19 protein-coding genes are annotated in these 20,178 nt (G+C 72.8%); 11 read left to right on the top strand and 8 right to left on the bottom strand.

Annotated elements, in window-relative coordinates:
• The first annotated feature begins 207 nt into the window (after nucleotides 1-207).
• Together AC3YO9_RS03570 and AC3YO9_RS03565 are read left to right on the top strand one after the other, a co-directional pair.
• On the top strand, nucleotides 208-3,276 hold the full coding sequence (locus AC3YO9_RS03570; protein ID WP_489982154.1) for a DEAD/DEAH box helicase: 3,069 nt from the start codon (nucleotides 208-210) through the stop codon (nucleotides 3,274-3,276).
• A 58-nt stretch (nucleotides 3,277-3,334) separates the two neighbouring features.
• Nucleotides 3,335-3,547 (top strand): hypothetical protein, encoded by a 213-nt coding sequence (locus AC3YO9_RS03565; RefSeq protein WP_127784352.1) that lies wholly within the window; start codon nucleotides 3,335-3,337, stop codon nucleotides 3,545-3,547.
• On the opposite strand, the gene AC3YO9_RS03560 is transcribed toward AC3YO9_RS03565, so the two are convergent.
• Together AC3YO9_RS03560 and AC3YO9_RS03555 are read right to left on the bottom strand one after the other, a co-directional pair.
• The gene (locus tag AC3YO9_RS03560; protein WP_489982153.1) at nucleotides 3,544-4,374 is read right to left on the bottom strand and encodes an SDR family NAD(P)-dependent oxidoreductase; all 831 of its coding nucleotides are present in this window, start codon (nucleotides 4,372-4,374) and stop codon (nucleotides 3,544-3,546) included. The two genes, AC3YO9_RS03565 and AC3YO9_RS03560, sit on opposite strands and share 4 nt — an antisense overlap.
• Nucleotides 4,371-4,844 (bottom strand): nuclear transport factor 2 family protein, encoded by a 474-nt coding sequence (locus AC3YO9_RS03555; protein WP_127784350.1) that lies wholly within the window; start codon nucleotides 4,842-4,844, stop codon nucleotides 4,371-4,373. Before AC3YO9_RS03555 ends, AC3YO9_RS03560 begins: the two co-directional genes overlap by 4 nt.
• Nucleotides 4,845-5,191: 347 nt before the next feature.
• Here AC3YO9_RS03555 and AC3YO9_RS03550 point away from each other — a divergent pair, with 347 nt between their 5' ends.
• Nucleotides 5,192-5,866: a hypothetical protein gene (locus AC3YO9_RS03550; protein ID WP_489982152.1), complete on the top strand. Its 675-nt coding sequence runs from the start codon at nucleotides 5,192-5,194 to the stop codon at nucleotides 5,864-5,866.
• 75 nt (nucleotides 5,867-5,941) lie between these two features.
• Here AC3YO9_RS03550 and AC3YO9_RS03545 read toward each other — a convergent pair whose 3' ends face one another.
• The 3 genes from AC3YO9_RS03545 to AC3YO9_RS03535 form a co-directional block, all read right to left on the bottom strand.
• The gene (locus AC3YO9_RS03545; RefSeq protein WP_489982151.1) at nucleotides 5,942-6,628 is read right to left on the bottom strand and encodes an EcsC family protein; all 687 of its coding nucleotides are present in this window, start codon (nucleotides 6,626-6,628) and stop codon (nucleotides 5,942-5,944) included.
• An 82-nt stretch (nucleotides 6,629-6,710) separates the two neighbouring features.
• Nucleotides 6,711-7,412: a PP2C family protein-serine/threonine phosphatase gene (locus tag AC3YO9_RS03540; RefSeq protein ID WP_489982150.1), complete on the bottom strand. Its 702-nt coding sequence runs from the start codon at nucleotides 7,410-7,412 to the stop codon at nucleotides 6,711-6,713.
• Nucleotides 7,413-7,511: 99 nt separating this feature from the next.
• A complete protein-coding gene (locus AC3YO9_RS03535; protein ID WP_489982149.1) occupies nucleotides 7,512-9,218 on the bottom strand; it encodes a sigma-54-dependent Fis family transcriptional regulator in 1,707 nt (568 codons plus the stop codon).
• A gap of 509 nt (nucleotides 9,219-9,727) precedes the next feature.
• Here AC3YO9_RS03535 and AC3YO9_RS03530 point away from each other — a divergent pair.
• The 5 genes from AC3YO9_RS03530 (at nucleotide 9,728) to AC3YO9_RS03510 (ending at nucleotide 14,875) form a co-directional block, all read left to right on the top strand.
• Nucleotides 9,728-10,732 (top strand): ferritin family protein, encoded by a 1,005-nt coding sequence (locus AC3YO9_RS03530; protein ID WP_489982148.1) that lies wholly within the window; start codon nucleotides 9,728-9,730, stop codon nucleotides 10,730-10,732.
• Between the two features lie 159 nt (nucleotides 10,733-10,891).
• Nucleotides 10,892-11,536, top strand: a complete 645-nt coding sequence (locus tag AC3YO9_RS03525) for a hypothetical protein (RefSeq protein ID WP_489982147.1) — start codon at nucleotides 10,892-10,894, stop codon at nucleotides 11,534-11,536.
• Between the two features lie 85 nt (nucleotides 11,537-11,621).
• Nucleotides 11,622-12,932, top strand: a complete 1,311-nt coding sequence (locus AC3YO9_RS03520) for a DUF2786 domain-containing protein (RefSeq protein ID WP_489982146.1) — start codon at nucleotides 11,622-11,624, stop codon at nucleotides 12,930-12,932.
• A gap of 27 nt (nucleotides 12,933-12,959) precedes the next feature.
• Nucleotides 12,960-13,469, top strand: a complete 510-nt coding sequence (locus AC3YO9_RS03515) for a pyridoxamine 5'-phosphate oxidase family protein (protein ID WP_489982145.1) — start codon at nucleotides 12,960-12,962, stop codon at nucleotides 13,467-13,469.
• Between the two features lie 71 nt (nucleotides 13,470-13,540).
• Nucleotides 13,541-14,875: an amidase gene (locus AC3YO9_RS03510; protein WP_489982144.1), complete on the top strand. Its 1,335-nt coding sequence runs from the start codon at nucleotides 13,541-13,543 to the stop codon at nucleotides 14,873-14,875.
• Here the strand turns inward: AC3YO9_RS03510 and AC3YO9_RS03505 are convergent.
• The 3 genes from AC3YO9_RS03505 to AC3YO9_RS03495 are packed head-to-tail and all read right to left on the bottom strand — an operon-like array spanning nucleotide 14,872 to nucleotide 16,596.
• Nucleotides 14,872-15,273: a PPOX class F420-dependent oxidoreductase gene (locus AC3YO9_RS03505; RefSeq protein ID WP_489982143.1), complete on the bottom strand. Its 402-nt coding sequence runs from the start codon at nucleotides 15,271-15,273 to the stop codon at nucleotides 14,872-14,874. The genes AC3YO9_RS03510 and AC3YO9_RS03505 overlap by 4 nt on opposite strands.
• Nucleotides 15,270-16,214, bottom strand: coding sequence for a 2-dehydropantoate 2-reductase (locus AC3YO9_RS03500; RefSeq protein WP_489982142.1), 945 nt, complete (start codon nucleotides 16,212-16,214; stop codon nucleotides 15,270-15,272). Before AC3YO9_RS03500 ends, AC3YO9_RS03505 begins: the two co-directional genes overlap by 4 nt.
• Nucleotides 16,204-16,596, bottom strand: coding sequence for an ankyrin repeat domain-containing protein (locus AC3YO9_RS03495; RefSeq protein ID WP_489982141.1), 393 nt, complete (start codon nucleotides 16,594-16,596; stop codon nucleotides 16,204-16,206). Before AC3YO9_RS03495 ends, AC3YO9_RS03500 begins: the two co-directional genes overlap by 11 nt.
• An 89-nt stretch (nucleotides 16,597-16,685) precedes the next feature.
• Here AC3YO9_RS03495 and AC3YO9_RS03490 point away from each other — a divergent pair, with 89 nt between their 5' ends.
• The 3 genes from AC3YO9_RS03490 (at nucleotide 16,686) to AC3YO9_RS03480 (ending at nucleotide 20,169) form a co-directional block, all read left to right on the top strand.
• Nucleotides 16,686-17,162: a Fur family transcriptional regulator gene (locus AC3YO9_RS03490; protein WP_127784338.1), complete on the top strand. Its 477-nt coding sequence runs from the start codon at nucleotides 16,686-16,688 to the stop codon at nucleotides 17,160-17,162.
• Nucleotides 17,163-17,228: 66 nt separating this feature from the next.
• Nucleotides 17,229-18,863 (top strand): catalase, encoded by a 1,635-nt coding sequence (locus AC3YO9_RS03485; protein ID WP_489982140.1) that lies wholly within the window; start codon nucleotides 17,229-17,231, stop codon nucleotides 18,861-18,863.
• 163 nt (nucleotides 18,864-19,026) lie between these two features.
• Entirely contained in the window at nucleotides 19,027-20,169 is a 1,143-nt protein-coding gene (locus tag AC3YO9_RS03480; protein ID WP_127784336.1) for an acyl-CoA dehydrogenase family protein, read from the top strand.
• Nucleotides 20,170-20,178 lie beyond the last annotated feature (9 nt).

Here is a 20,178-nt window from a genome sequence, read left to right as displayed (position 1 = left end):
GTGCGGTCTCATCGCGAGTCCGTGCGGCGGGGTGGTGTGCCAGGCCGAGACGACAGCAGCTTGGCGTCGGGCAGCGGGAGGTTCGTAGGCTGGTGGTGGGTGCCCGGCCTCGGGCTCCGACGCCGGGCGAACCAACGCCACCCCCTGGTGAACGCGCCGCTGAGGCAGTCGCGCTCCGCAGACCGTAGAGGAGCAGCAGCTTTGTTCGTGGCGCACGGGTTGTGGTCGTCGGCGGCGGGACTCCTGCTGTGGACCGAGACCGACGAGCGTGCGGGTGCGCCCGTTCCGGCGGGACTGCACCCGCTGGCGGTGGCCGACCCCACGAGGCTGCCTCCTCCGCCCTCGGACTGGTCGGGGCCGCTCAAGGAGGCGCTCACCCCGTACGAGCTCGACCGGCTGCCCACCCTGCTGCTGCCCACCGGCACGATCGCCGGCCTGGCACCCGCCCCGCTGCCCTCGCCGGCGCTGCGGGCGCCCGACGCCGGTGCAGCCCGCGGCACGGACCTGGCGCCGTGGCAGGTCCCCGCCTGCGCGGTGGCCCGGGTGGACTCGGCTGACCTGCTGATGGAGGTTGCCTCGCTGCGCACCCCGAGCAACGGGGCCTGGGTCGTCGCTGACGAGCTGGCGTTCCTCGGCGACGTGGCCGCCGGCGTTGCCCGCTGGGTCTACTCCGGACGGGTGGTGCCGACCGTGGTGCGCGACGGCCAGCAGTGGCGGGCCCGGTGGGTGCTTGCCGACGACGGCCCGATCCGCACGTGGCGCACCCAGGTGGGCGCGGCCCTGCCCCCGGTGCTGCGCGCGGAGGTGGTCAACGGGTGCACCCCCAGCGGCACCGCGGTGGTGGACAGCCTCCTGGAGTCGTTGTGCGACAGCATCACCAGCGCCACGCTGTCGCTGGTGGAGCCCCGGGTGCGCCGGCCCGCGCACCCGCTGTTCGAGGCCCTGGACACCGGCGAGCCGCTGGCCGCGGGCGAGGCCCCGGACCCGGCCCGGCTGAGCAGCCGGCTGCACCGCTGGGCGACCAGCTCCACCCTGGACACCCCGGACGTGGTGTTCCGGCTGCTGGAGCCCCCGGACGACGAGGCGGAGGAGCCCTACCCGGGCGCCACCGAGGAGCCGAGCCCGCGCTGGATGCTGGAGGCCTGCGTGCGCACCGCCGACACGGCCCCGGTGCCGCTGCGGAGCCTGCCGCGCTCGGCCGCCCACGACAGCGCCGCCATGCACGCCCTGGGCCGGGCGATGGCCGCCTACCCGCCGCTGCGCGGGCACACCCCCAACCTGCACGAGCACGTGCTGATCCTGACCACCGCCGAGGCGCTCGACCTGGTCACCGCCGGGGCGGCCGCGCTGCGGTCGGCGGGGATCACGGTGCTGCTGCCGCGGGCGTGGGCCCGGCGCGACCCCACGCTGGCGCTGCGGGTAGTGGCGCCGGACGCCCACGTGGCGGCGGAGGAGGCAGCCCTGGGCATGGCGCAGCTGCTCGGCTACCGGTGGCGGATGGCGCTGGGGGAGGTGGAGCTGACCCGCGCCGAGCTGACCCGGCTGGCGCGGGCGCAGGCACCGCTGGTGCGGCTGCGCGGCGAGTGGGTGCAGGTCGATCCCGAGGTGGCCGGTCGCGCAGCCCGCTACGTCGCCGAGCACCAGGGCAGCGACGCCACGCTCGCGGAGCTGCTGGCGATGCTCGCCGGCGACGACCAGCCGCCCGCCCCGGTGACGGAGGTGGTGGCCGAGGGATGGTTCGGCGACCTGCTGGCGGGCCGGGTGCCCAGCGAGGCGCCCGAGGGGGTGGGCCTGCCGCCCGGCCTGCACGCCGAGCTGCGGCCCTACCAGCAGCGCGGGCTGGACTGGCTGGCGTTCATGAGCGGGCTGGGCCTGGGGGTGGTGCTGGCCGACGACATGGGCCTGGGCAAGACCCTGCAGCTGCTGGGCCTGCTGGTGCACGAGCAGGCCCAGCGCACCGAGCCGACGCTGGTGGTGTGCCCGATGTCGGTGGTGGGCAACTGGCAGCGGGAGGCCGAGCGCTTCGCCCCGGGGCTGCGGGTGGCGGTGCACCACGGGCCGGAGCGGGCGCGGGGGGCGGCCCTGGGGGCGCTCGCCCGGCGCAGCGACCTGGTGCTCACCACCTACCAGCTGCTGGCGCGCGACCGCGACGAGCTGGCCGCGGTGCAGTGGGACCGCGTGGTGCTCGACGAGGCGCAGCACGTGAAGAACAGCGCCACCGAGCAGGCCCGTGCCGCCCGCGCCCTGCCGGCCCGGCACCGCGTCGCCCTCACCGGCACTCCGGTGGAGAACCGGCTGGAGGAGCTGCGTGCCCTGCTGGACTTCGCCAACCCCGGCATGCTCGGCTCGCCGCAGGCCTTCCGGGCTCGCTTCGCGGTGCCCATCGAGCGCGAGCAGGACCCGGAGGCGCTGGCCCGGCTGCGCACGGCCACCGCGCCGTTCATGCTGCGCCGGGTGAAGTCCGACCCTGCGGTGATCGCCGACCTGCCCGACAAGCTGGAGATGACGGTGCGGGCCAACCTCACGGTGGAGCAGGCGGCGCTGTACCAGGCGGTGGTGGACGACATGCTGGCCACGATCAAGCAGTCGCGGGGGATGCAGCGCAAGGCGCTGGTGCTGTCCACGCTCACCCGGCTCAAGCAGGTGTGCAACCACCCGGCGCACTTCCTGGCCGACGGCAGCGGCGTGCTGCGCGACGGTGAGCACCGCTCGGGCAAGCTCGAGCTGGTGGAGGACCTGCTGTACTCGGTGCTGGCCCAGGCCGCCGGTCAGCACCCGGACTGTCCGCCGTCGAAGGTGCTGCTGTTCACCCAGTTCACCCAGTTCGGGGAGCTGCTCGCGCCGTGGCTGGGCCGCGAGCTGGGCGTGCCGGTGCCCTTCCTGCACGGCGGCGTGAGCAAGGGGCGCCGCGACCGGATGGTGGAGGCGTTCCAGCGCCCAGCGGGCCCGCCGGTGATGCTGTTGTCGCTGAAGGCCGGTGGCACCGGGCTCAACCTCACTGCGGCCAACCACGTGGTGCACCTGGACCGCTGGTGGAACCCGGCGGTGGAGAACCAGGCCACCGACCGGGCGTTCCGCATCGGTCAGCAGCGCGACGTGCAGGTGCGCAAGCTGGTGTGCGTGGGCACCGTGGAGGAGCGGATCGACGCGCTGCTCACCGGAAAGCAGGAGCTGGCCGACGTGGTGGTGGGCGCGGGGGAGACCTGGCTGACCGAGCTCGGCACGGACGAGCTGCGCGCGCTGATGACCCTGGGCGAGGAGGCCGTCGGTGAGTGAGCGTGCGAACGAACCCAAGGGCACCGTGAGTAAGCGTGCGAACGAACCCAAGGGCACCGTGAGTGAGCGTGCGAGCGCACCGGTGGGCCCGCTGGACACGGACCTGGCCGACTGCCTGGACCGCTACTACCAGCCCAGCGCACGCGTCCCGGTGCCGCCGGTGCGGTTCCGGCCGGTGGTGGACGAGCTCGACCCGGCGCTGCTGCGCACCGCGCTGGGCAGCGACCGGGCCGTGGCCTACCTGCGGGACTGCTACCGGCGCCTGGGCTAGACCTCCTGCAGCGGCGGGAACAGCGGTCCGCCCCCGAAGAACGGCCGGTGGGTGGGCGGCTGGCGCCCGTCGGAGTTGGTCAGGCCCTGCTCGCGCCCGTACTCGGCGGTGATGATGGTGTGGCCGTTGTAGGCGCGCAGCTTCTCGTCGTGGGCGAGGGCGTTGATCACCTGGCCGATGTACTCCGGCTCCTCGGCGTCGGCGATGGAGAACCCCTCGAAGCTGTCGCCCATGGACTTCACCCGCTCGGTCTGCACCAGGCCGAGCCACAGCGACACTGCGGTCACCCCGGTGCCGGCCAGCTCGACGGCCATGTCCGCGGCCATCTTGTCCAGTGCGGTCTTGGACATCCCGTAGAGCACCGAGTGCAGGTAGCCGCGGGAGCCGAAGGAGGAGATGTTGGCCATCAGCCCGGAGCCCTGCGGCACCATGATCTTGGCCGCCTCGACACACGCAACGTAGTGGGCGCGCAGCCCGATGCCGATGAGGCTGTCCCAGTCCTGCACCGGCCGCTTCCAGAACGGCTGGGTGAACCCGGCGTATCCATCGGGGTTGGCCCACGCGTTGTTCACCAGCAGGTCCAGCTGGCCCTGCTCGTCGGCGATGCGCGCGAACACCTCCGCCACCTGGTCGTCCTGGTGGTGGTCGCAGGCCATGGCGTGGCCGGCTCCACCGGCGGCGGTGATGGCCTCGGCAGTGCTCGCGAGCCGGTCGGCGTGCCGGCCGGTGACGTAGACGGTCCAGCCTTCCGCGCCCAGCGCGCTGGCCACCCCCTTGCCAACGCCTCGTCCGCCTCCGGTGACCAGGGCGACCTTGTGCGCGCTCACGGCTGCTCCACCACGGTGTCGTCGGTGAGCGGGCGGGTGATCGACCAGCCCCGGGTGAAGTGGCAGCGGTCCATCTTCCAGTCGCCGTCCTCGATGACGTAGTGGTCGTCGTACTCGCCGCTGAGCACCGTCTCGGTGCGTGCGTGCAGGTCGACCTGGCGGAACTGCAGGGTCCAGCGACCGGTGGCCTCGGCGGGGCCGACGATGGTGACGTCGGGGTGGAAGCCGTGGTGCATGTCCAGCACCCGGTGGCCGCCACCGTCCTGGGCCAGCGCGATGCGCTCGAACACCGCGGCCATGCCGTCGGCGTCGGTCGCGCCGAGCGTCCCGTAGTCGATGGACGAGCCCGTTCGAGTGAAGCAGCTGCGAAACCCCTTGGGGTCCTTGGCATCACAGGCTCGCCAGTAGTCGTGCTTGAGCTTCTTGATGCGCTCCACCTGCACCAGCTGCTCCAGTTGTGTCACCGTCACCACGGCTCCCCTCGCCGGCGACCTCCGTGGTCGCCGGCGCCAACCTAGGGCAGATGAGGCGTGATGTCTCTCACAGTGTCCGTTCACCGGAACGGTCGTTCGTCTATCCCGCTCACCTGCGTGCCGTCGAGCCAGGTATCCAGAGTTATTGACCTATCACTAGATGGGCGCATAAAGCGCGAGCGGCGCCGGACGCAGCCCCGCCGGCGAGGCCGTGGGCAATGCTGTCGAGGGCCCACGACGCGGTGGTGAACGAGGCGTCGTCCGGCAGGGAGAATGGGGGGGTGCACCCAGTCCCGCAAGAGCTCGCCGATCGTGTCCGCCGCCCCATTCCTGAAGGGTGCTCGGTGATCCCGCGCAGCCTGCCCATCGTGGCGCAGGGCGACCCCAGCGTGGCCGCGGTGGCCACCCTGACGGTCAACCCGAGCAAGCTCGAGCTGACCACTCCCACGGGGACCTGGCTGGCCGGGGAGTACCGCCGGGTGGAGTCGTTGCGCTCGTTGGACGTCACCGACGCCGCGACGCTGACCGACGAGCAGGTCGCCGCGGTGGTGGCGCGTTGCTACGGCTACTTCCAGGCCAACCCGCACCGCCCTGCCTTCGCCGCGCTGGAGGAGCTGCTCGGCGCGGTGGGAGCGGGCAGCTACTACGACGGCACCGCCTGCCACCTGCACCTGGTCCAGTGGGCGACCAACCCGGTCTGGCACGGGCTCCCTCCGGCCGTCCGGGAGCAGCTGGTGGCGGCGGACGCGGACTTCCTGCGCTGGCAGCTGCGCAGCTCCGGCGTGCGCCGAGTCCTGGTCAACGGCGGCAACGCCCTGGAGTGGCTCGTCCGCGCAGGGCTCGTCGCCGCGTTCGAGACCGAGGAGGTGGAGTACCGCAACGCCAAGGGCAACCTGCGCACCATGACGCTGTCCTCGGCCGAGGTCGACGGTGTGCGCTGGCAGGGCTGGCCCACCCCCGTGGAGGACACGCTCAGCGCGGACGGCCAGGCCGCGCGGTCGGAGTGGTTGCGCGCCTGAGCTTCACCGCTCGATCATGCTCTCTTCGGGAGTGTTGGGCCGACGCTAGACAGCTCTAGGCGCCGGTAGCGAGCGCTACTGGTCGATCACGGTGACGCCCGGTCCGGCGAAGCGGCCCGCCACCGGCCGGGGCAGGAACAGCGTGCGGGCGGAGCGGGCCGTGGTGGTGATGCCCACCATGTTCACCCCGGCCCCCACCCCGCCGCCGACGAACGGCACCAGCTTCACCAGGTTGACCGCGCCCCGCTGGCCGAACTTGGCCACCAGCTGGTACCCCACCGACCGGTTCAGCTCGCTCAGCTCGGCGGTCGACAACCCGCTCAGCGCGGTGAGGACGTCCTTGCCGTCGGTGCTCACCCCGTGCTGGGCGAGCAGGCCGGTGCCCTCCTCGCCGAGCAGGGTGATCAGCACCAGGCTGCGCACCTGCGGCGCGGCCAGGTCGTAGCCGCGCAGGTGCGCGATCGCCGCCGAGAGCCGGGCGGCAGCCACGTGGTAGCTGGTGACGTCGGCGGGCAGGCCCACCACCAGGGCGAGCGCGCCGCCGATGCTGGTGGCGAACCCGGTGGCGCCCACCATCCTGCGGTGCGCCACCAGCAGCCGCTGGATCGCCGGCTCGGGATCCCCCTCGGCCGCGAGCGCCTCGGTGGCCACGGCCTCGGCGCTGCGCCACGGACCGAGCCCGTCCACCCCGGCGGTGAGCACCCGCTCCACCAGCTGGTCGCCGGTGGCGCGCAGGGCCGGGTTGTCGGAGAGCTCGCTCATGGCCCCACCGTAGCGACGTCAGCCGCAGAAGTGCCTGCCGCGCTCAGCGGTCGGCTCTCTGCCTCAGCGGTCGGCCCGCGGGTCAGAGGTCGATGACGACGACGGTGACGTTGTCACGCCCGCCGGCCTGCACTGCTGCCTGGACCAGCTCGGTGGCCGCCTGCGCCGGGTCCTCGGTCGCCAGGCCGGCCGCGATCTGCTCGTCGGTCAGCTCGCTGTTGAGCCCGTCGGAGCACAGCAGCAGCCGGCCGGCGTGGGCGGGCAGGTGGTGCACGGCCGGCACGGGGGGAGTGGGCTGGCCACCGCCGAGGGACGCGGTGAGCAGGTACTGGCCGGGGTGCACCCGGGCCTCCTCCGCGGTGATGTCGCCGTGGGCGAGCAGCACCTCGGCCTGGTTGTCGTCGGTGGTGACCTGCTGCAGCGCGCCGTCGGCGAGCAGGTAGGCCCGGCTGTCGCCCACGTTGCCCACCAGCACCTCGCCATCGGCGTCGCGGCAGGCGAGCACCATGGTGGTGCCCATCCCGGCCAGCTCGCCGTGGGCGGCGTCGCGCACCCGGCCGTGCGCGGTGGCGAAGGCAGTGGCGACCAGGTCGGCGTCGGCGGGCAGGTCACCGAGCACCTCGGCGGCCGCCTCGACCGCCATCCGGCTGGCCACCTCGCCGCCCGCGTGGCCGCCCATGCCGTCGGCGACGATCCACACGGTGTCGGTGGTGAGGGCGGCGTCCTCGTTGTTCTCCCGCACCTGCCCCACGTCGCTGGCGGCGGCGTACCGGCTGGTGTTCACGCGTGCTCCTGTACTAAGCGGTGGGCCTGCATTGCTCCACAGTGCATCACGCGGGTCCGGTCGATGGTGAATTGAGCGCCGCTGGGCGGAGCTTGGTCGTCAGCCGACGGGCGGGACGATCCCGTAGTCGTGGATCTTGCGGTAGATGGTGGCGCGGGACATGCCCAGGGCGTGGGCGGTGGCGACCTTGTTCCCCCGGGCGTCGTTGAGCGCCTGCACGATCGCGTCGCGCTCCATCGACTCCAGCGGGCTCAGCAACCGGCGGCTCACGGTTTGGGCCGCCGGTGGCAGGTCCTCGGGCTGGATGACGCCGCTGCGCCGGCGCTGCGCCACCTGCCGCAGCACCTGCAGCACCTGCGCGGCGTTGCCCGGCCAGGACGACCGCATCAGCAGCCGCATCGTCTCCGGCGCACAGGTCAGGTCGGCGCCGTGCTGGAGGCGGCTGAGGAACAGCGCCACCAGCTGGGGAAGGTCCTCCATGTGCAGGCGCAGCGGCGGAACCTCCACCGTGCGGGGGAACAGGCCCAGCAGGCGGTTGAGCTCGCGGCCCTCGCTCACCCGCTCCAAGGTCAGCCCGACCCACAGCGGCTGGGCGCGCTCCACCGTGGCGGCTTCGCGCAGCAACGCGCCGAGCTCGCGCAGCTGCGCCGGCCGGAGCCGGTCCACGTGGCGCACCACGAGGCTGTGGTCCCTGCGCAGCAAGGCTTGGCTCGCCCCGGCGAACCACTCCAGGTTGGTCGAGGCGTCGGCGGCGTCCAGCAGCACCAGGCGGCGGTCGGGCTGCTGGCGGGACTGTGCGGCCCGGAGCAGGGCCGTCTTGCCCACGCCCGGCTCGCCCTCCAGCGCGAGCCACTCGCCCGAGCGGACGACCCGCTCGGTCTCGTGACAGGCCCGCAGCCACAGCGGTGCGTACCCGACCAGTCCGGGCAGCGGCATCCGCACCGGGTCGCTGCTGGTCAGGTTGTGCCTGTGGTCGGGCTCGCCGAGCTTCGCGTGCGCCACCAGCCCGGCGACCTTGCCGTTCTCCCGCACCGGGCGGCAGTGCATCCGGGCGGTGATGCCGGTGGGCAGCTCCACCACGGTGGACACCCGGCTGCCGTTGCCCAGCAGCTCCGCGGCGTGGCTCAGCAGCGCGGCCTGGTCGGCCGGGTCGAGGGTGGCTCGGGCGTAGTCGTTGAGCATGGCCATGTTGTGGTTCACCGCGAAGACCACGCCGGACGTGCGGTGGCAGGTGCGCATGTACTCGTGGAACAGCTCCAGGTGGTTGGACCCGGTCTCGGTCAGCATCTGCTGGCGGATCTGCTCCGCCGTGGTCTTGGCCAGGGTGAGCAGCAGCGGCCCGGCATCCTTGCGCCAGCACGTGAGGTCGATGGCGCCCACGGTGCGACCGGAGACGGGGTGGCGGACGGGCACGCCGGCGCACGCCAGGTTCTCCAGGCTCTCGACGTAGTGCTCGGGCCCGATCACCTCGGTGGGCTCACCCGTCGCCAGGGCGGTGCCGATGCCGTTGGTGCCGGCGTAGTGCTCGCCGTAGGAGAACCCGGGGGCGAGCTGGACGTGGTCGAGGTGACGCTGCAGCTGGGAGTCGGCGGTCAGCCGCAGGAGCACCAAGCCGCTGGGATCGGTGAGCACGACGCTCACCGGTTGTCCGTCCAGCTGGTCGCACAGGTGGCGCAGCACCGGCTCGGCGCTGCGCGTCAGCGGAGTGTCGGTGTCCGGGTCCTGCAGGTAGGGCAGCTCGATCTGGTCGGCAGCGAGGTCACGGTCGCGTGATCGGCGCCACGAGGCCAGGATCGGCCCCCGCACCTCCGGCTCCGCGGAGAGCCGGCTGACCCGCTGTGCTGCGCGGCTGCTCCGCGCCGTCCCTGGCCTGGTCGGCGCTGAACTCGGTGGTGTTGGCCTCATTGCCTCGCCCAACTCATCACGCGGTCGGGCAGCCTCTTCTCGGCTGCGCACCGACCTCGGCTCCCCGCCCGCGGCGGTGGGTCTCGTCCCACTCACGGTAGCCACCACCGCTGCGGTGCGCCTGTCGAAGCGTGGTGCTGGACGGGCCCGTGCGAGCGGTGGTTCCTGGACACGCCCGACCAGCGCGGGGCCGGTCTCAATGTGAGAAGTCCCGGCCCGGCGCGGCCTCCGCAGGGTGAGGGTCAACCAGGAAGTCCTGACCCCCTGACCCCACCGCACGCCCACCCACGAGGAGCCCAGCCAGGGCCGACACCAGAGGACCACGCATGAACATTCCCGACCGTGTAGCCAAGGCGGTATTCACCGGACTCGAGCCACGTCCGGCACGGGCCGGAGCCAGAGAACCGCAGGTGAGCCCCTACCCCGACCACGCCGAGGGCGGCCCGAGCTGGTGGAATGCCTCGGCCGAGGGCGGAGTCGGGCTGCCGCTGGACTGGACCGTGCTGCGTGCCTGGGGGCACGCGCCGCCACGCGCCACCACCCGAGGCGCAGGTTCCCGCAGCGCCCCCGGGTGGCAGGAGTTCCACGACGGCAACCTGGCGGGGGAGGCGATCGTCCACCAGGACACCGCGGCGGTCGGGGCAGCAGTGGCGCGGCAGGTGCACGTCGCCAGGTCCACCGGCGACCTCGGTCGCTGGGACCCCCGGTGGTCACGGTTCGTGGCCAACAACGTCGGCGCGTGGATGCACGTGGAGCGCAACCTCGGGCGCGGGCTCTTCGCCGAGGCCAACCGGCGCAGCCCCACGCCCGCGCACCGCAACGCCATCGCGCTGAACAGCATGCACCGCATCCGCTTCGGCCAGAACCTGGCGCTGCTGCTGCACACCCTGGCCGAGGAGGTCCCGCACTTCGAGGGCGGAGCCCACGTGCGGGTGTGGCAGCACGACCCGGCCTGGGCGGGGGTGCGGCGAGTCACCGAGCAGCTCGCGGCCGTGACCGACTGGGCGGAGGCGGTGTTCGTGGCCAACATCGTCTTCGAGCCGCTGGTGGGGGAGCTCTTCCGCAACCACCTGGTGCAGCAGGCCTGCCTGCGCAACGGGGACAACATCACCTCGACGGTGCTGCGCACCGGCCAGCGCTGCTACGCCGGCCGCGACCTCCGCTACACCACGACGATGTTCGGCCAGCTCGCCGCGGACCGGGAGTTCGCGATGCACAACCTGGCGCTGATGGACCTCTGGCTGGCGGTGTGGGTGCCGCCCTGCCTGGACGCCGCCCGACAGCTGCAGACCCTCTGGTCCCAACCGCCGGTGGCCCCACCACGGTTCGAGGACGGCCTGGACCGCGCCCGGACCCGGCTCGCCCTGGTGCTCACCGACCTCGGGCTCGACCGTCCCGAGGAGCTGAACCGCTGAGCGGTGCTCGTTGCCGGCGGGCACCGGGTTGCGGGCGCGGCCAACCGGTGGTGCCGTGGTGCACAGCAGGACCACCACCAGCAGCACGCCAGGAGGACACGCCATGGACAGCACGCCACGATGCCTGCCGAGCGCTGGTGGCCGAGCCTGGGTGCGGGCGTGAGCGCCCCTGAGGAGGGCGGGCCCCAGCTCTTGCGGCGGCTGGACTCCGAGGGCGCTGCGATCCTGGCCGGGCACACCGCCACCTTCGACGATCTGCGGATGGTGCTGCAGTGCTGCGAGCGGCTGGTGGTTGCTCTCGGCGGCGCCGAGGGCAGCGAGGAGCAGACCGATCAGCAGGCGGCAGACGCCGAGCGCGCCGCGGACCGGGTGCTGGTGGAGTCGTTGTGGACCACGGCGCTGCTGTCCTACGCCCGCTGCTTCAGCCCCTCGGCGCTGGGCACCCGGCTCACCGAGCACGACCTGGCCAAGACGGAGCTGGAGGGGGAGCTGCTGGAGTGGCACCGGGCGCTGATGGAGCTGGCGGAGCACTACAGCAGCCCGGTGGACAACCCGCGCGAGCGGTTCTTCGTCGCCATCTCCGAGAACGAGGACGGCCTGGCCGGTGGGCTGGCCCTCACCTCGCTGCAGCAACCCTTGGTGGACCTGATGACGGTGCGACAGACCGGGGCGATCGTGTTCGCGCTGACCGAGCTGGTGAACGACCGGATCGGCGCCCAGCAGGACGTGGTGCTGGCCGAGCTCGGCGAGCTCAGCGCCGACGAGCTGGACCAGCTGGAGACGCTCGAGGTGAGCCCCGAGTAGCTGAGCGTCCACCGCCGGTGCCCGCTGGTCCGTCTCCGGACCGCCGGGATCCAGAGCTGTCGGGGGGCCCGGCCAAGATGTGGTCATGGCCCAGCACCGCGTCGACGCCCGGTACCGGCACTTCACGCACCCCTCCGGCGGCCACGCCCGCCGCAGGCCCGGACCGGGGCCGGTGGGGCCGGAGCTGGTGGAGCAGGTGATCGACGAGGGCGCCCAGCGCGCCTTCGGGCCGTGGGCCGACGCTGCGGCGCTGGAGCAGGCGGCCATCGTGCTCACCGAGCTGGACGGCGAGCAGGGTGCCGCGTCCGGACGGGCGGCCCAGGCGCTGGTCGAGCAGGTGGCGCGGCTGTGGGAGAGCGGCTGGCAGCCGGCCGACGTGGTGCACGTGGCGCGCCGGCAGTGGACCCAGCGCGTGGGGCGCCTGGCCGCGGCCGTGGTGACGCGCGAGGCCCGGACGAGTCACGCCGAGGAGCGGGCCCCCGCGGAGTGGCGCGAGCAGCTGGCGGCCCTGCCCACGGTGCCGGCGGCAGGACCAGCGGTGCTGAGTGCCTGGCGCGGGTCCGAGGAGCTCACGGCCGTGCAGGCCTGGCAGGACGCGTTGCGGCTGCTGGGCTACCTGCGCTCGCTGCGGGGCGGGCTGCAGCCGCTGTGCCCGCCCCCGTCGCAGTGGGGTCGCGCCGCCGCCGCGCCTCGCCTGGCCCCCAGCGCGGCGGTCGACGCCAAGGTCCTGGGCCGGGTGCGCGCGCTGCTCGCCAAGGCCGAGTCCACCGACTTTCCGGAGGAGGCCGAGGCGCTCACCGCCAAGGCGCAGGACCTGATGACCAGGCACGCCATCGACGCTGCGGTGGTCGGAGCCGCGGCCGGTGCCCGGCTCGCCGAGCAGGTCCGCGCTCGGCGGCTGCACGTGGACAACCCGTACGGCGAGGCCAAGGTGCACCTGCTGGACGGCGTGGGCGCCGCCAACGGTGTGCGAGTGGTGTGGACCTCCGCCTACGGGATCGCCACGGTGATCGGCCTGCCCACCGACCTGCAGCTGGTGGAGGTGCTGTTCACGTCGCTGCTGGTCCAGGCCACCCGCGCGGTGTCGGCCGCGGCGCCGGGACACCCCGGGGTGAAGGCCTTTCGGCGGGCGTTCCTGCTGTCCTACGCGGTGCGCATCCGGGAGCGGCTGGCCGACTCCCAGCAGCAGGCGCACGCCGCGGCTGCCGACGTGTACGGCACCGCCCTCGTCCCGGTGCTGCAGCAGCGCTCCGAGGCGGTCCGTGAGGTGTTCACCGAGCTGTTCCCACAGGTGATGACCAAGCGGACCAGTCCGGTCGACCCGCAGGGCTGGCGCGCGGGGCGTGCCGCAGCCGACGAGGCCGACCTCGGAACGGGCGGTCTCCGGCGGCGGTAGCACCCTGCAGCGTCGTACGGTGTGGCCATGGCTGAGCCCGTCGCGGAGATGCCGTACATGCCCGACTACGGCGTGCAGGCGCAGGGCTGGCGCCCGTTGCCCTGGAGCTGGGCGGCCGAGCGGCTCGGCGCCGGGCGCAGCTACTGGGTGGTCACCGTCTCCGGCGCCGGAGCGCCGCACACCATGCCGGTGTGGGGCGTGTGGGACGACGACGAGCAGCGCTTCGCGTTCTCCTGCGGGCCACGCTCGCGCAAGGCCCGCAACCTCGCGGCGAACCCGCGGGTGGCCGTTGCCCTGGACGACACCGTGGAGTGCCTGTCCCTGCAGGGCAGCGCCGAGGTGGTCACCCATGACGCCCGGCGGCAGGAGTGGGCCCGCCGGTACGTGGGCAAGTACCAGCCCCTCTCCGCCGACCTCGACGCCGCGTTCGTCCTGGCGCACCTCGTGTTCGAGGTGACCCCGGCCCGAGCCGTGGCCGTGATCGAGCGGGAGGAGGACTTCGCCAGCCGGCCCACCCGGTGGCGGTTCGTCGACTAAGCCACGACAGTCCCGCTGCGACCTGCGGAACGGGGCGAACCGGCGAGCTCCCGCGTAGCGTCCGCGGGGTGATGACTGCTACCGAAACTGCTGCGGCCGTGCGCGAGGGATCGTTGACCGCTCGAGCGGCCACCGAGGCGGCGCTGGCGCGGATAGCCGAGCAGGACAGCGAGCTCGGCGCCTTCCAGGTGGTCCGCACCGAGCGGGCCCTTGCCGAGGCTGACGCCGTGGACGCCCGGGCCGACCGCTACGCGCTGCCGCTGGCCGGGGTGCCGGTGGCGGTCAAGGACAACGTGGCGGTGTCCGGCGAGCCGATGCGGGAGGGGTCGCTGGGCAGCGACGCCACCCCCCAGCCGCGCAACCACCCGGTGGTTTCTCGACTGCGGGCGGCGGGCGCCGTCGTGGTGGGGCTGACCCGGGTGCCTGAGCTGTGCGTGTTCGGCACCACCGACTCCGCCTTCGGCGTCACCCGCAACCCCTGGAACACCACCCGCAGCCCCGGGGGATCCTCGGGTGGGTCCGCCGCCGCGGTGGCCGCGGGCATGGTGCCCGTTGCGCACGGCAACGACGGCATGGGGTCCATCCGCATCCCCGCGGCGTGCTGTGGCCTGGTCGGGCTCAAGCCCGGCCTCGGCGTGGTGCCCGCCCAGCTGGGCGACGGCGCGTGGTTCGACATGGCCGAGAACGGCCCGCTGGCCACCACCGTCGCCGACTGCGCCACGGTGCTCTCGGTGCTGGCCAAGCAGCCCGAGCTGGCCCAGGTGCGCGAGCCCACGGCCCTGCGGATCGCGGTCTCCACCCGCTCTCCAGTGCCGGGAGTGCGGGTCGACCGGCACTACGCCGAGGCCGCCCGCCGCTCTGGCGAGCTGCTCGCCCAGGAGGGCCACCGGGTGGCCCAGGCCCACCCGTCCTACCCGGTCTCGGTGGGACAGTCGGAGCTGGTGCGCTGGCTCGTCGGCACCGAGCTGGAGGCGCGAGCGCTCAGCGATCGGTCGCTGCTGGAGGCCCGCACCGCCAGGCACGCCGCAGTGGGCCGAGCACTGCTGCGGGCAGGGCTGCCCAAGCCCGCTGGTCGGGACAAGTGGCAGCACAAGGCCGAGGCGTTCTTCGCCGACCACGACGTGCTGCTCACGCCCGCACTGGCGCAGCCTCCGCTGCCGGCCGACCGCTGGGGCGAGAAGAGCTGGCTGTCCAACCTGTGGGCGAACATCCGCTACGCCCCGTTCGCTGCACCGTGGAACCTGGCTGGCTGGCCGGCGATGGTGGTGCCCGCCGGTACCCACCCCAACGGCCTGCCGCTGTCGGTGCAGCTGGTGGCCCGGCCTGGTGGCGAGGCCACCCTGCTGGGGCTGGCGCTGCAGCTGGAGCGGATGCGGCCCTGGACCCGCACCGCCCCGACCCGCTAGGGCTGCTGCTGGTCGAGCGTGACGGCCACTCCGACGGTGCCGCTGCGACCCCGCCGCAGCCGGCTGCCGAGGATCGCCACCCGGCCGGCGATGCCGTACTTGCGCTGGATGAGCTGGCGGACCCGCTCGGTGGCGTCGGCGTCGAGCACGGTGGCGGTGCCACTGACGGCGGAGCCCCGGGGCTTGCCCCGGGCGTCGCACGGGGCGACCGTGACGGCCGGGTCGCGGCGGATGCGCTTGACCTTGCCCGCGTCGGTGGCGGTCCAGATCACCAGCGCGGCGCCGTCGCGGGCCACCCACACCGGGGTCGGCACGGTGGTGCCGTCGCGGCGCCGGGTGGTGAGCAGCACGTACTTGGCGGTGCCCAGCCGGTCGAGCTCGCCTGCGTGGGTGGTCATGGGTTCCCCTCGGTTGGTGTGTAGCCGGTGCTGCCCTCGCTGAGAGCCTTGGTCAGGGCCCAGATCGCCTGGTTCAGCGGGGCCGGCACGTCGTGCTCCCGAGCGGCGCGCACCACGGCCCCGCAGAGCAGGTCGTGCTCCAGCGGCCGGCCGGCCACCCGGTCGTAGTACATGCTCGTGCCGTTGTCGTCGGGGTAGGAGCGAAACAGCTCCAGCACCTCCTCCACGTCGGCGCCGCTGAGCCGGGCGCCCACGGACGAGCCCACCGCGGCGGTCTCGATGAGCAGCGACCGGCAGAGCTCGGCCACCTCGGGCTCGCGCAGCACCTCGCAGCGGCGCAGGGTGAGCGCGGTCAGCGGGTTGGAGCCGATGTTGACCATCAGCTTGTGCCAGGCGGCGGTGCGGAAGTCGGGGTCCTGGCGCACCGAGGCGCCGCCGTCCAGCAGCGCGGCCAGCGACTTGCCGGCGGGCTCCTCCGGCACGATCAGCTGGTTGCCGAGGTGATGGGTGACGGCGCCGCTGCCGGTGCGCTCGGCGGAGGCGCGCACCAGGGCGGGCAGCACCGTCGCCGTGCCCACCAGCGGCTGTACCCGCTCCACGTGGTCCACACCGTTCTGCAGCACCACCACCACCGTGTCCGGCCCCACCAGCGCGTCCAGCCACGGCTGGGTGGCGGCGGTGTCCTGGGCCTTGACGGTGAGCATCACCCAGTCCACCGGCTCGGCGTCGGCCGGGCCGGGCACCGGGGTCACCGGCACGGTGCGCGTGCCTCGTCCGCCCCGGCCGTCGCCGGTGATGGTGAGCTGCTCGACCGGCGTGCGGGTGCACAGCAGCGGGGTGGGCGCGCCAGCCAGCTCCAGCCAGGACGCCACCAGGCCGGCCACGGCACCGGCTCCGACGAGGGCGATGCGCGGCTCGTCCACCGACCGCTCAGCGCGCACGCAGCAGCTTCGCCATCTCCGGGAGGTTGAAGAACTCAGCGATGGCGACCGCCGACTTCGGCCCCTCCTCGGGGTCGGCCCCAGCCTCGAGCAGCGCCGTGACGATGGGCTCGGACTGCCGGAAGACGGCCGCGGCGAGGGCGGTCTGACCCATGTCGTTCACCCTCGAGGTGTCCGCGCCGCGCTCCAGCAGAGCCTGCACGGTGTCCAGGTGCACGTGGTAGGCCGCCAGGATCAGCAGCGTGTCGCCCTTGGTGTTGGTGAGGTTGACCGGAACGCCGGCGTCGAGGGCCTCGGTCAGCGGACCGGTGCGCCCCTCCCGGGCGTGCTCGAACAGGGACTGGACGAACTGCAGTTCTTCCTCGGTGAGCTCGGATGCCATGACAGCAACCTTAGGGCGATGGCGAGGTGTGTGCAGTCAGACTCGCCGCTTTTCTTGACTCATTCCAGAGTTTGCGGTCTCATGGGCACATGACACCAGCAGCCAGCTCCGCCGCCGCTCGGGTGCGCGCTGCCGGCCTGCGGGTGACCAAGCCCCGCGTGGCCGTGCTCGAGGCGCTGGAGCAGGCGCGGCTGGACCGACAGCACCTGCCGGCCGGGGCCATCCTGGAGCAGGTCCGCCCCGTGCTCGGCTCGGTGTCCACGCAAACCGTCTACGACTGCCTGGACGCGCTCACCCGCGCCGGGCTGCTGCGCTCGATCGAGCCGGCTGGACACCCCGTGCGGTACGAGACGCACGTGCCCGACGACCACCACCACCTGGTCTGCCGCGGGTGCGGACAGACCAGCGACGTCCCGGCCCTGGCCGGCAGCGACGCCTGCGTGCGCACCGCACCGGTCGACGGCTTTCGGGTCGAGGCCACCGAAGTTATCTTTTGGGGGTGGTGCCCCAGCTGCGCGGCGACCACGCAGCCGGGCCAGCCCCTAGAGCGGCACGATTCCCCCTGAACCGCACGGCCCCCCTGAACTGCACAATCGCGGCACCTGAGAACACCGAACGAAAGGTCTCCACCGATGACTGACCAAGCCAGGACTCTTACCAACCGACAGGGACACCCTGTCTACGACAACCAGAACTCGCGCACGGTCGGCTCGCGTGGCCCGGCGACCCTGGAGAACTACCAGTTCCTCGAGAAGATCAGCCACTTCGACCGCGAGCGAGTCCCGGAGCGCGTCGTGCACGCCCGTGGCGCCACCGCGTTCGGCTACTTCGAGGCTGACGGCACTTGCGGCGACGAGCCCATCTCCAAGTACACACGCGCCAAGCTGTTCCAGGAGAAGGGCAAGCAGACCGAGCTCGCTGTCCGCTTCTCCACCGTGGCCGGCGGCAAGGACTCCTCCGAGACGGCCCGCGACCCCCGCGGCTTCGCGGTGAAGTTCTACACCGAGGACGGCAACTGGGACCTGGTCGGCAACAACCTGGGTGTCTTCTTCATCCGGGACGCCATCAAGTTCCCCGACTTCATCCACTCGCAGAAGCCCGACCCGGTCACCTTCGAGCGTCAGGTCGCCAACCGCGTCTTCGACTTCGCCTCGCAGACTCCCGAGTCGCTGCACATGTTCAACCTGGTCCTGAGCCCCCGCGGCATCCCGGCCAGCTACCGCACCATGCAGGGCTTCGGCGTCAACACCTACAAGTGGGTCAACGAGCAGGGCGAGACCCAGCTGGTCAAGTACCACTGGGTGCCCAAGCAGGGCGTGAAGAGCTGGACCGAGGAGGACGCTGCCGTGGTGCAGGGTCGCGAGCTCGGCGTGCACACCCGTGACCTCTACGAGGCCATCGACAACGGCGAGTACCCCGAGTGGGAGCTGTACGTCCAGCTCATGGACGACCACGACCACCCCGAGCTGGACTGGGACCCGCTGGACGACACCAAGACCTGGCCGGAGAACGACTTCCCGCTGCGCAAGGTCGGCAAGATGGTGCTCAACCGCAAGCCGGTGAACTTCTTCGCCGAGAGCGAGCAGATCGCCTTCGGCACCGGCGTGCTGGTGGACGGCCTGGACTTCTCCGACGACAAGATGCTCGTCGGCCGCACGTTCAGCTACTCCGACACCCAGCGCCACCGCGTCGGCCCGAACTACCTGCAGCTGCCGGTCAACTCGGCCAAGAACGCCAAGGTCGCCACCAACCAGCGTGACGGCCAGATGACCTTCGGCGTCGACCTGGCGGAGGGGCAGAACCCGAGCGTCAACTACGAGCCGTCCATCACCGGCGGCCTGCAGGAGGCGCCCAAGCCCGCCCACAGCGAGCAGGGCCCGGAGATCAGCGGACGCCTCACCCGCGCCCGCATCGAGCGGACCAACGACTACCAGCAGGCTGGTGAGCGCTACCTGCTCTCCATGGACTGGGAGAAGGACGAGCTGGTCAGCAACTGGATCGGCAACCTGTCGCAGTGCGACAAGCCCATCCAGGAGCGCATGCTGTGGCACCTGTTCATGGCCGAGGACGAGCTGGGCCAGCGCGTCGGCGAGGGCCTGGGCATGACGGCGGACGACGTTCGCCACCTCGAGCCCCTGGCCACGCAGACCCTCAGCGAGGCCGAGCTCAAGCGGGCCGCGAACCTGGGCAAGAACGGTCGTCGCGACGTCACCGGCGTCGTCATGACCCACTGCGTCCCCGTCGAGCGGGACGTCCAGACCAGCTGATGCTGCGCACGGGGCCACTCGCCCCGTGACGGTCAGCAGCACTCCAGCGGGGGTGGGAGCACATCGTGCTCCCGCCCCCGCTGTGCTGTCTCCGGTGTCGGCCCATCCTGCAGTCGATACCGTGGTGCTCCGCTCACGCCGTACTAGCTGAAGGAGCCCCACCGTGGCTGTCGACCGCCTGCTGCCCACCGCCGAGGCTGCGGACCTCATCGCGCTCACCCGCGAGCTGGCGGACAAGGAGCTGGCGCCGGTGGTGGAGCAGCACGAGCGCGACGCCACCTGTCCCGAGGGCCTGTTCGCCACGCTGGGCGAGGCCGGCCTGCTGGGCCTGCCCTACCCCGAGGAGCTCGGTGGCGGCGGTCAGCCCTACGAGGTCTACCTGCAGGTGCTCGAGGAGCTGGCCTCCCGCTGGGCCGCCGTCGCGGTGGCCACCAGCGTGCACGGGCTGTCCTGCTTTCCCCTGGCCACCTACGGCACTGCCGAGCAGCAGCAGGCGTGGTTGCCGGAGATGCTCGGTGGACGGCTGCTGGGTGCCTACAGCCTGTCGGAGCCGCAGGCCGGCTCCGACGCCGCGGCGCTGACCTGCCGGGCCCGCCGCACCGACGCCGGGTACGTCCTCAACGGCAGCAAGGCCTGGATCACCAGTGGGTCCAGGGCCGACTTCTACACGTTGTTCGCCCGCACCGGCGAGGGCTCCAAGGGCATCTCCTGCTTCCTGGTGCCGGCGGACACGCCGGGGCTCAGCTTCGGCCGGCCGGAGGACAAGATGGGGCTGCGCGGGGTGCCCACCACCGCTGCCAGCTACGACGACGCCGTCATCGACGCCGGTCGGCTGATCGGCGCCGAGGGGGACGGCCTGCGCATCGCGTTCAGCGCGCTGGACTCCGGGCGGCTGGGCATCGCCGCGGTCGCCACCGGGCTGGCCCAGCGCGCGCTGGACGACGCCGTCGCCTACGCCAAGGAGCGCAAGACCTTCGGCAAGGCGATCATCGACCACCAGGGCCTGGGCTTCCTGCTGGCCGACATGGCGGCGGCGGTGGACTCCGCCCGCGCCACCTACCTCGACGCGGCCCGGCGTCGCGACCTGGGTCGCCCCTACGGCCGGCAGGCCAGCGTGGCCAAGCTGGTGGCCACCGACGCGGCCATGAAGGTGACCACCGACGCCGTGCAGGTGCTGGGCGGCTACGGCTACGTGCGGGACTTCCCGGTGGAGCGCTACATGCGCGAGGCCAAGGTGATGCAGATCTTCGAGGGCACCAACCAGATCCAGCGCCTGGTGATCAGTCGGGGGCTGGCGGCGGGCTAGCGCCGGCAC

The sequence above is a fragment of the Rhodococcus sp. Z6_132 genome, from assembly GCF_058133635.1.
This window is presented reverse-complemented; position numbering and strand designations above follow the sequence as displayed.

What these genes read in the sequence shown, in the direction of transcription:
- AC3YO9_RS03515 (WP_489982145.1), top strand. Translation starts at nt 12,960, where the DNA reads ATGGCTGAGCCCGTCGCGGAGATGCCGTACATGCCCGACTACGGCGTG.
- AC3YO9_RS03490 (WP_127784338.1), top strand. Translation starts at nt 16,686, where the DNA reads ATGACACCAGCAGCCAGCTCCGCCGCCGCTCGGGTGCGCGCTGCCGGC.
- AC3YO9_RS03520 (WP_489982146.1), top strand. Translation starts at nt 11,622, where the DNA reads ATGGCCCAGCACCGCGTCGACGCCCGGTACCGGCACTTCACGCACCCC.
- AC3YO9_RS03505 (WP_489982143.1), bottom strand. Translation starts at nt 15,273, where the DNA reads ATGACCACCCACGCAGGCGAGCTCGACCGGCTGGGCACCGCCAAGTAC.
- AC3YO9_RS03510 (WP_489982144.1), top strand. Translation starts at nt 13,541, where the DNA reads ATGACTGCTACCGAAACTGCTGCGGCCGTGCGCGAGGGATCGTTGACC.
- AC3YO9_RS03545 (WP_489982151.1), bottom strand. Translation starts at nt 6,628, where the DNA reads ATGAGCGAGCTCTCCGACAACCCGGCCCTGCGCGCCACCGGCGACCAG.
- AC3YO9_RS03495 (WP_489982141.1), bottom strand. Translation starts at nt 16,596, where the DNA reads ATGGCATCCGAGCTCACCGAGGAAGAACTGCAGTTCGTCCAGTCCCTG.
- AC3YO9_RS03485 (WP_489982140.1), top strand. Translation starts at nt 17,229, where the DNA reads ATGACTGACCAAGCCAGGACTCTTACCAACCGACAGGGACACCCTGTC.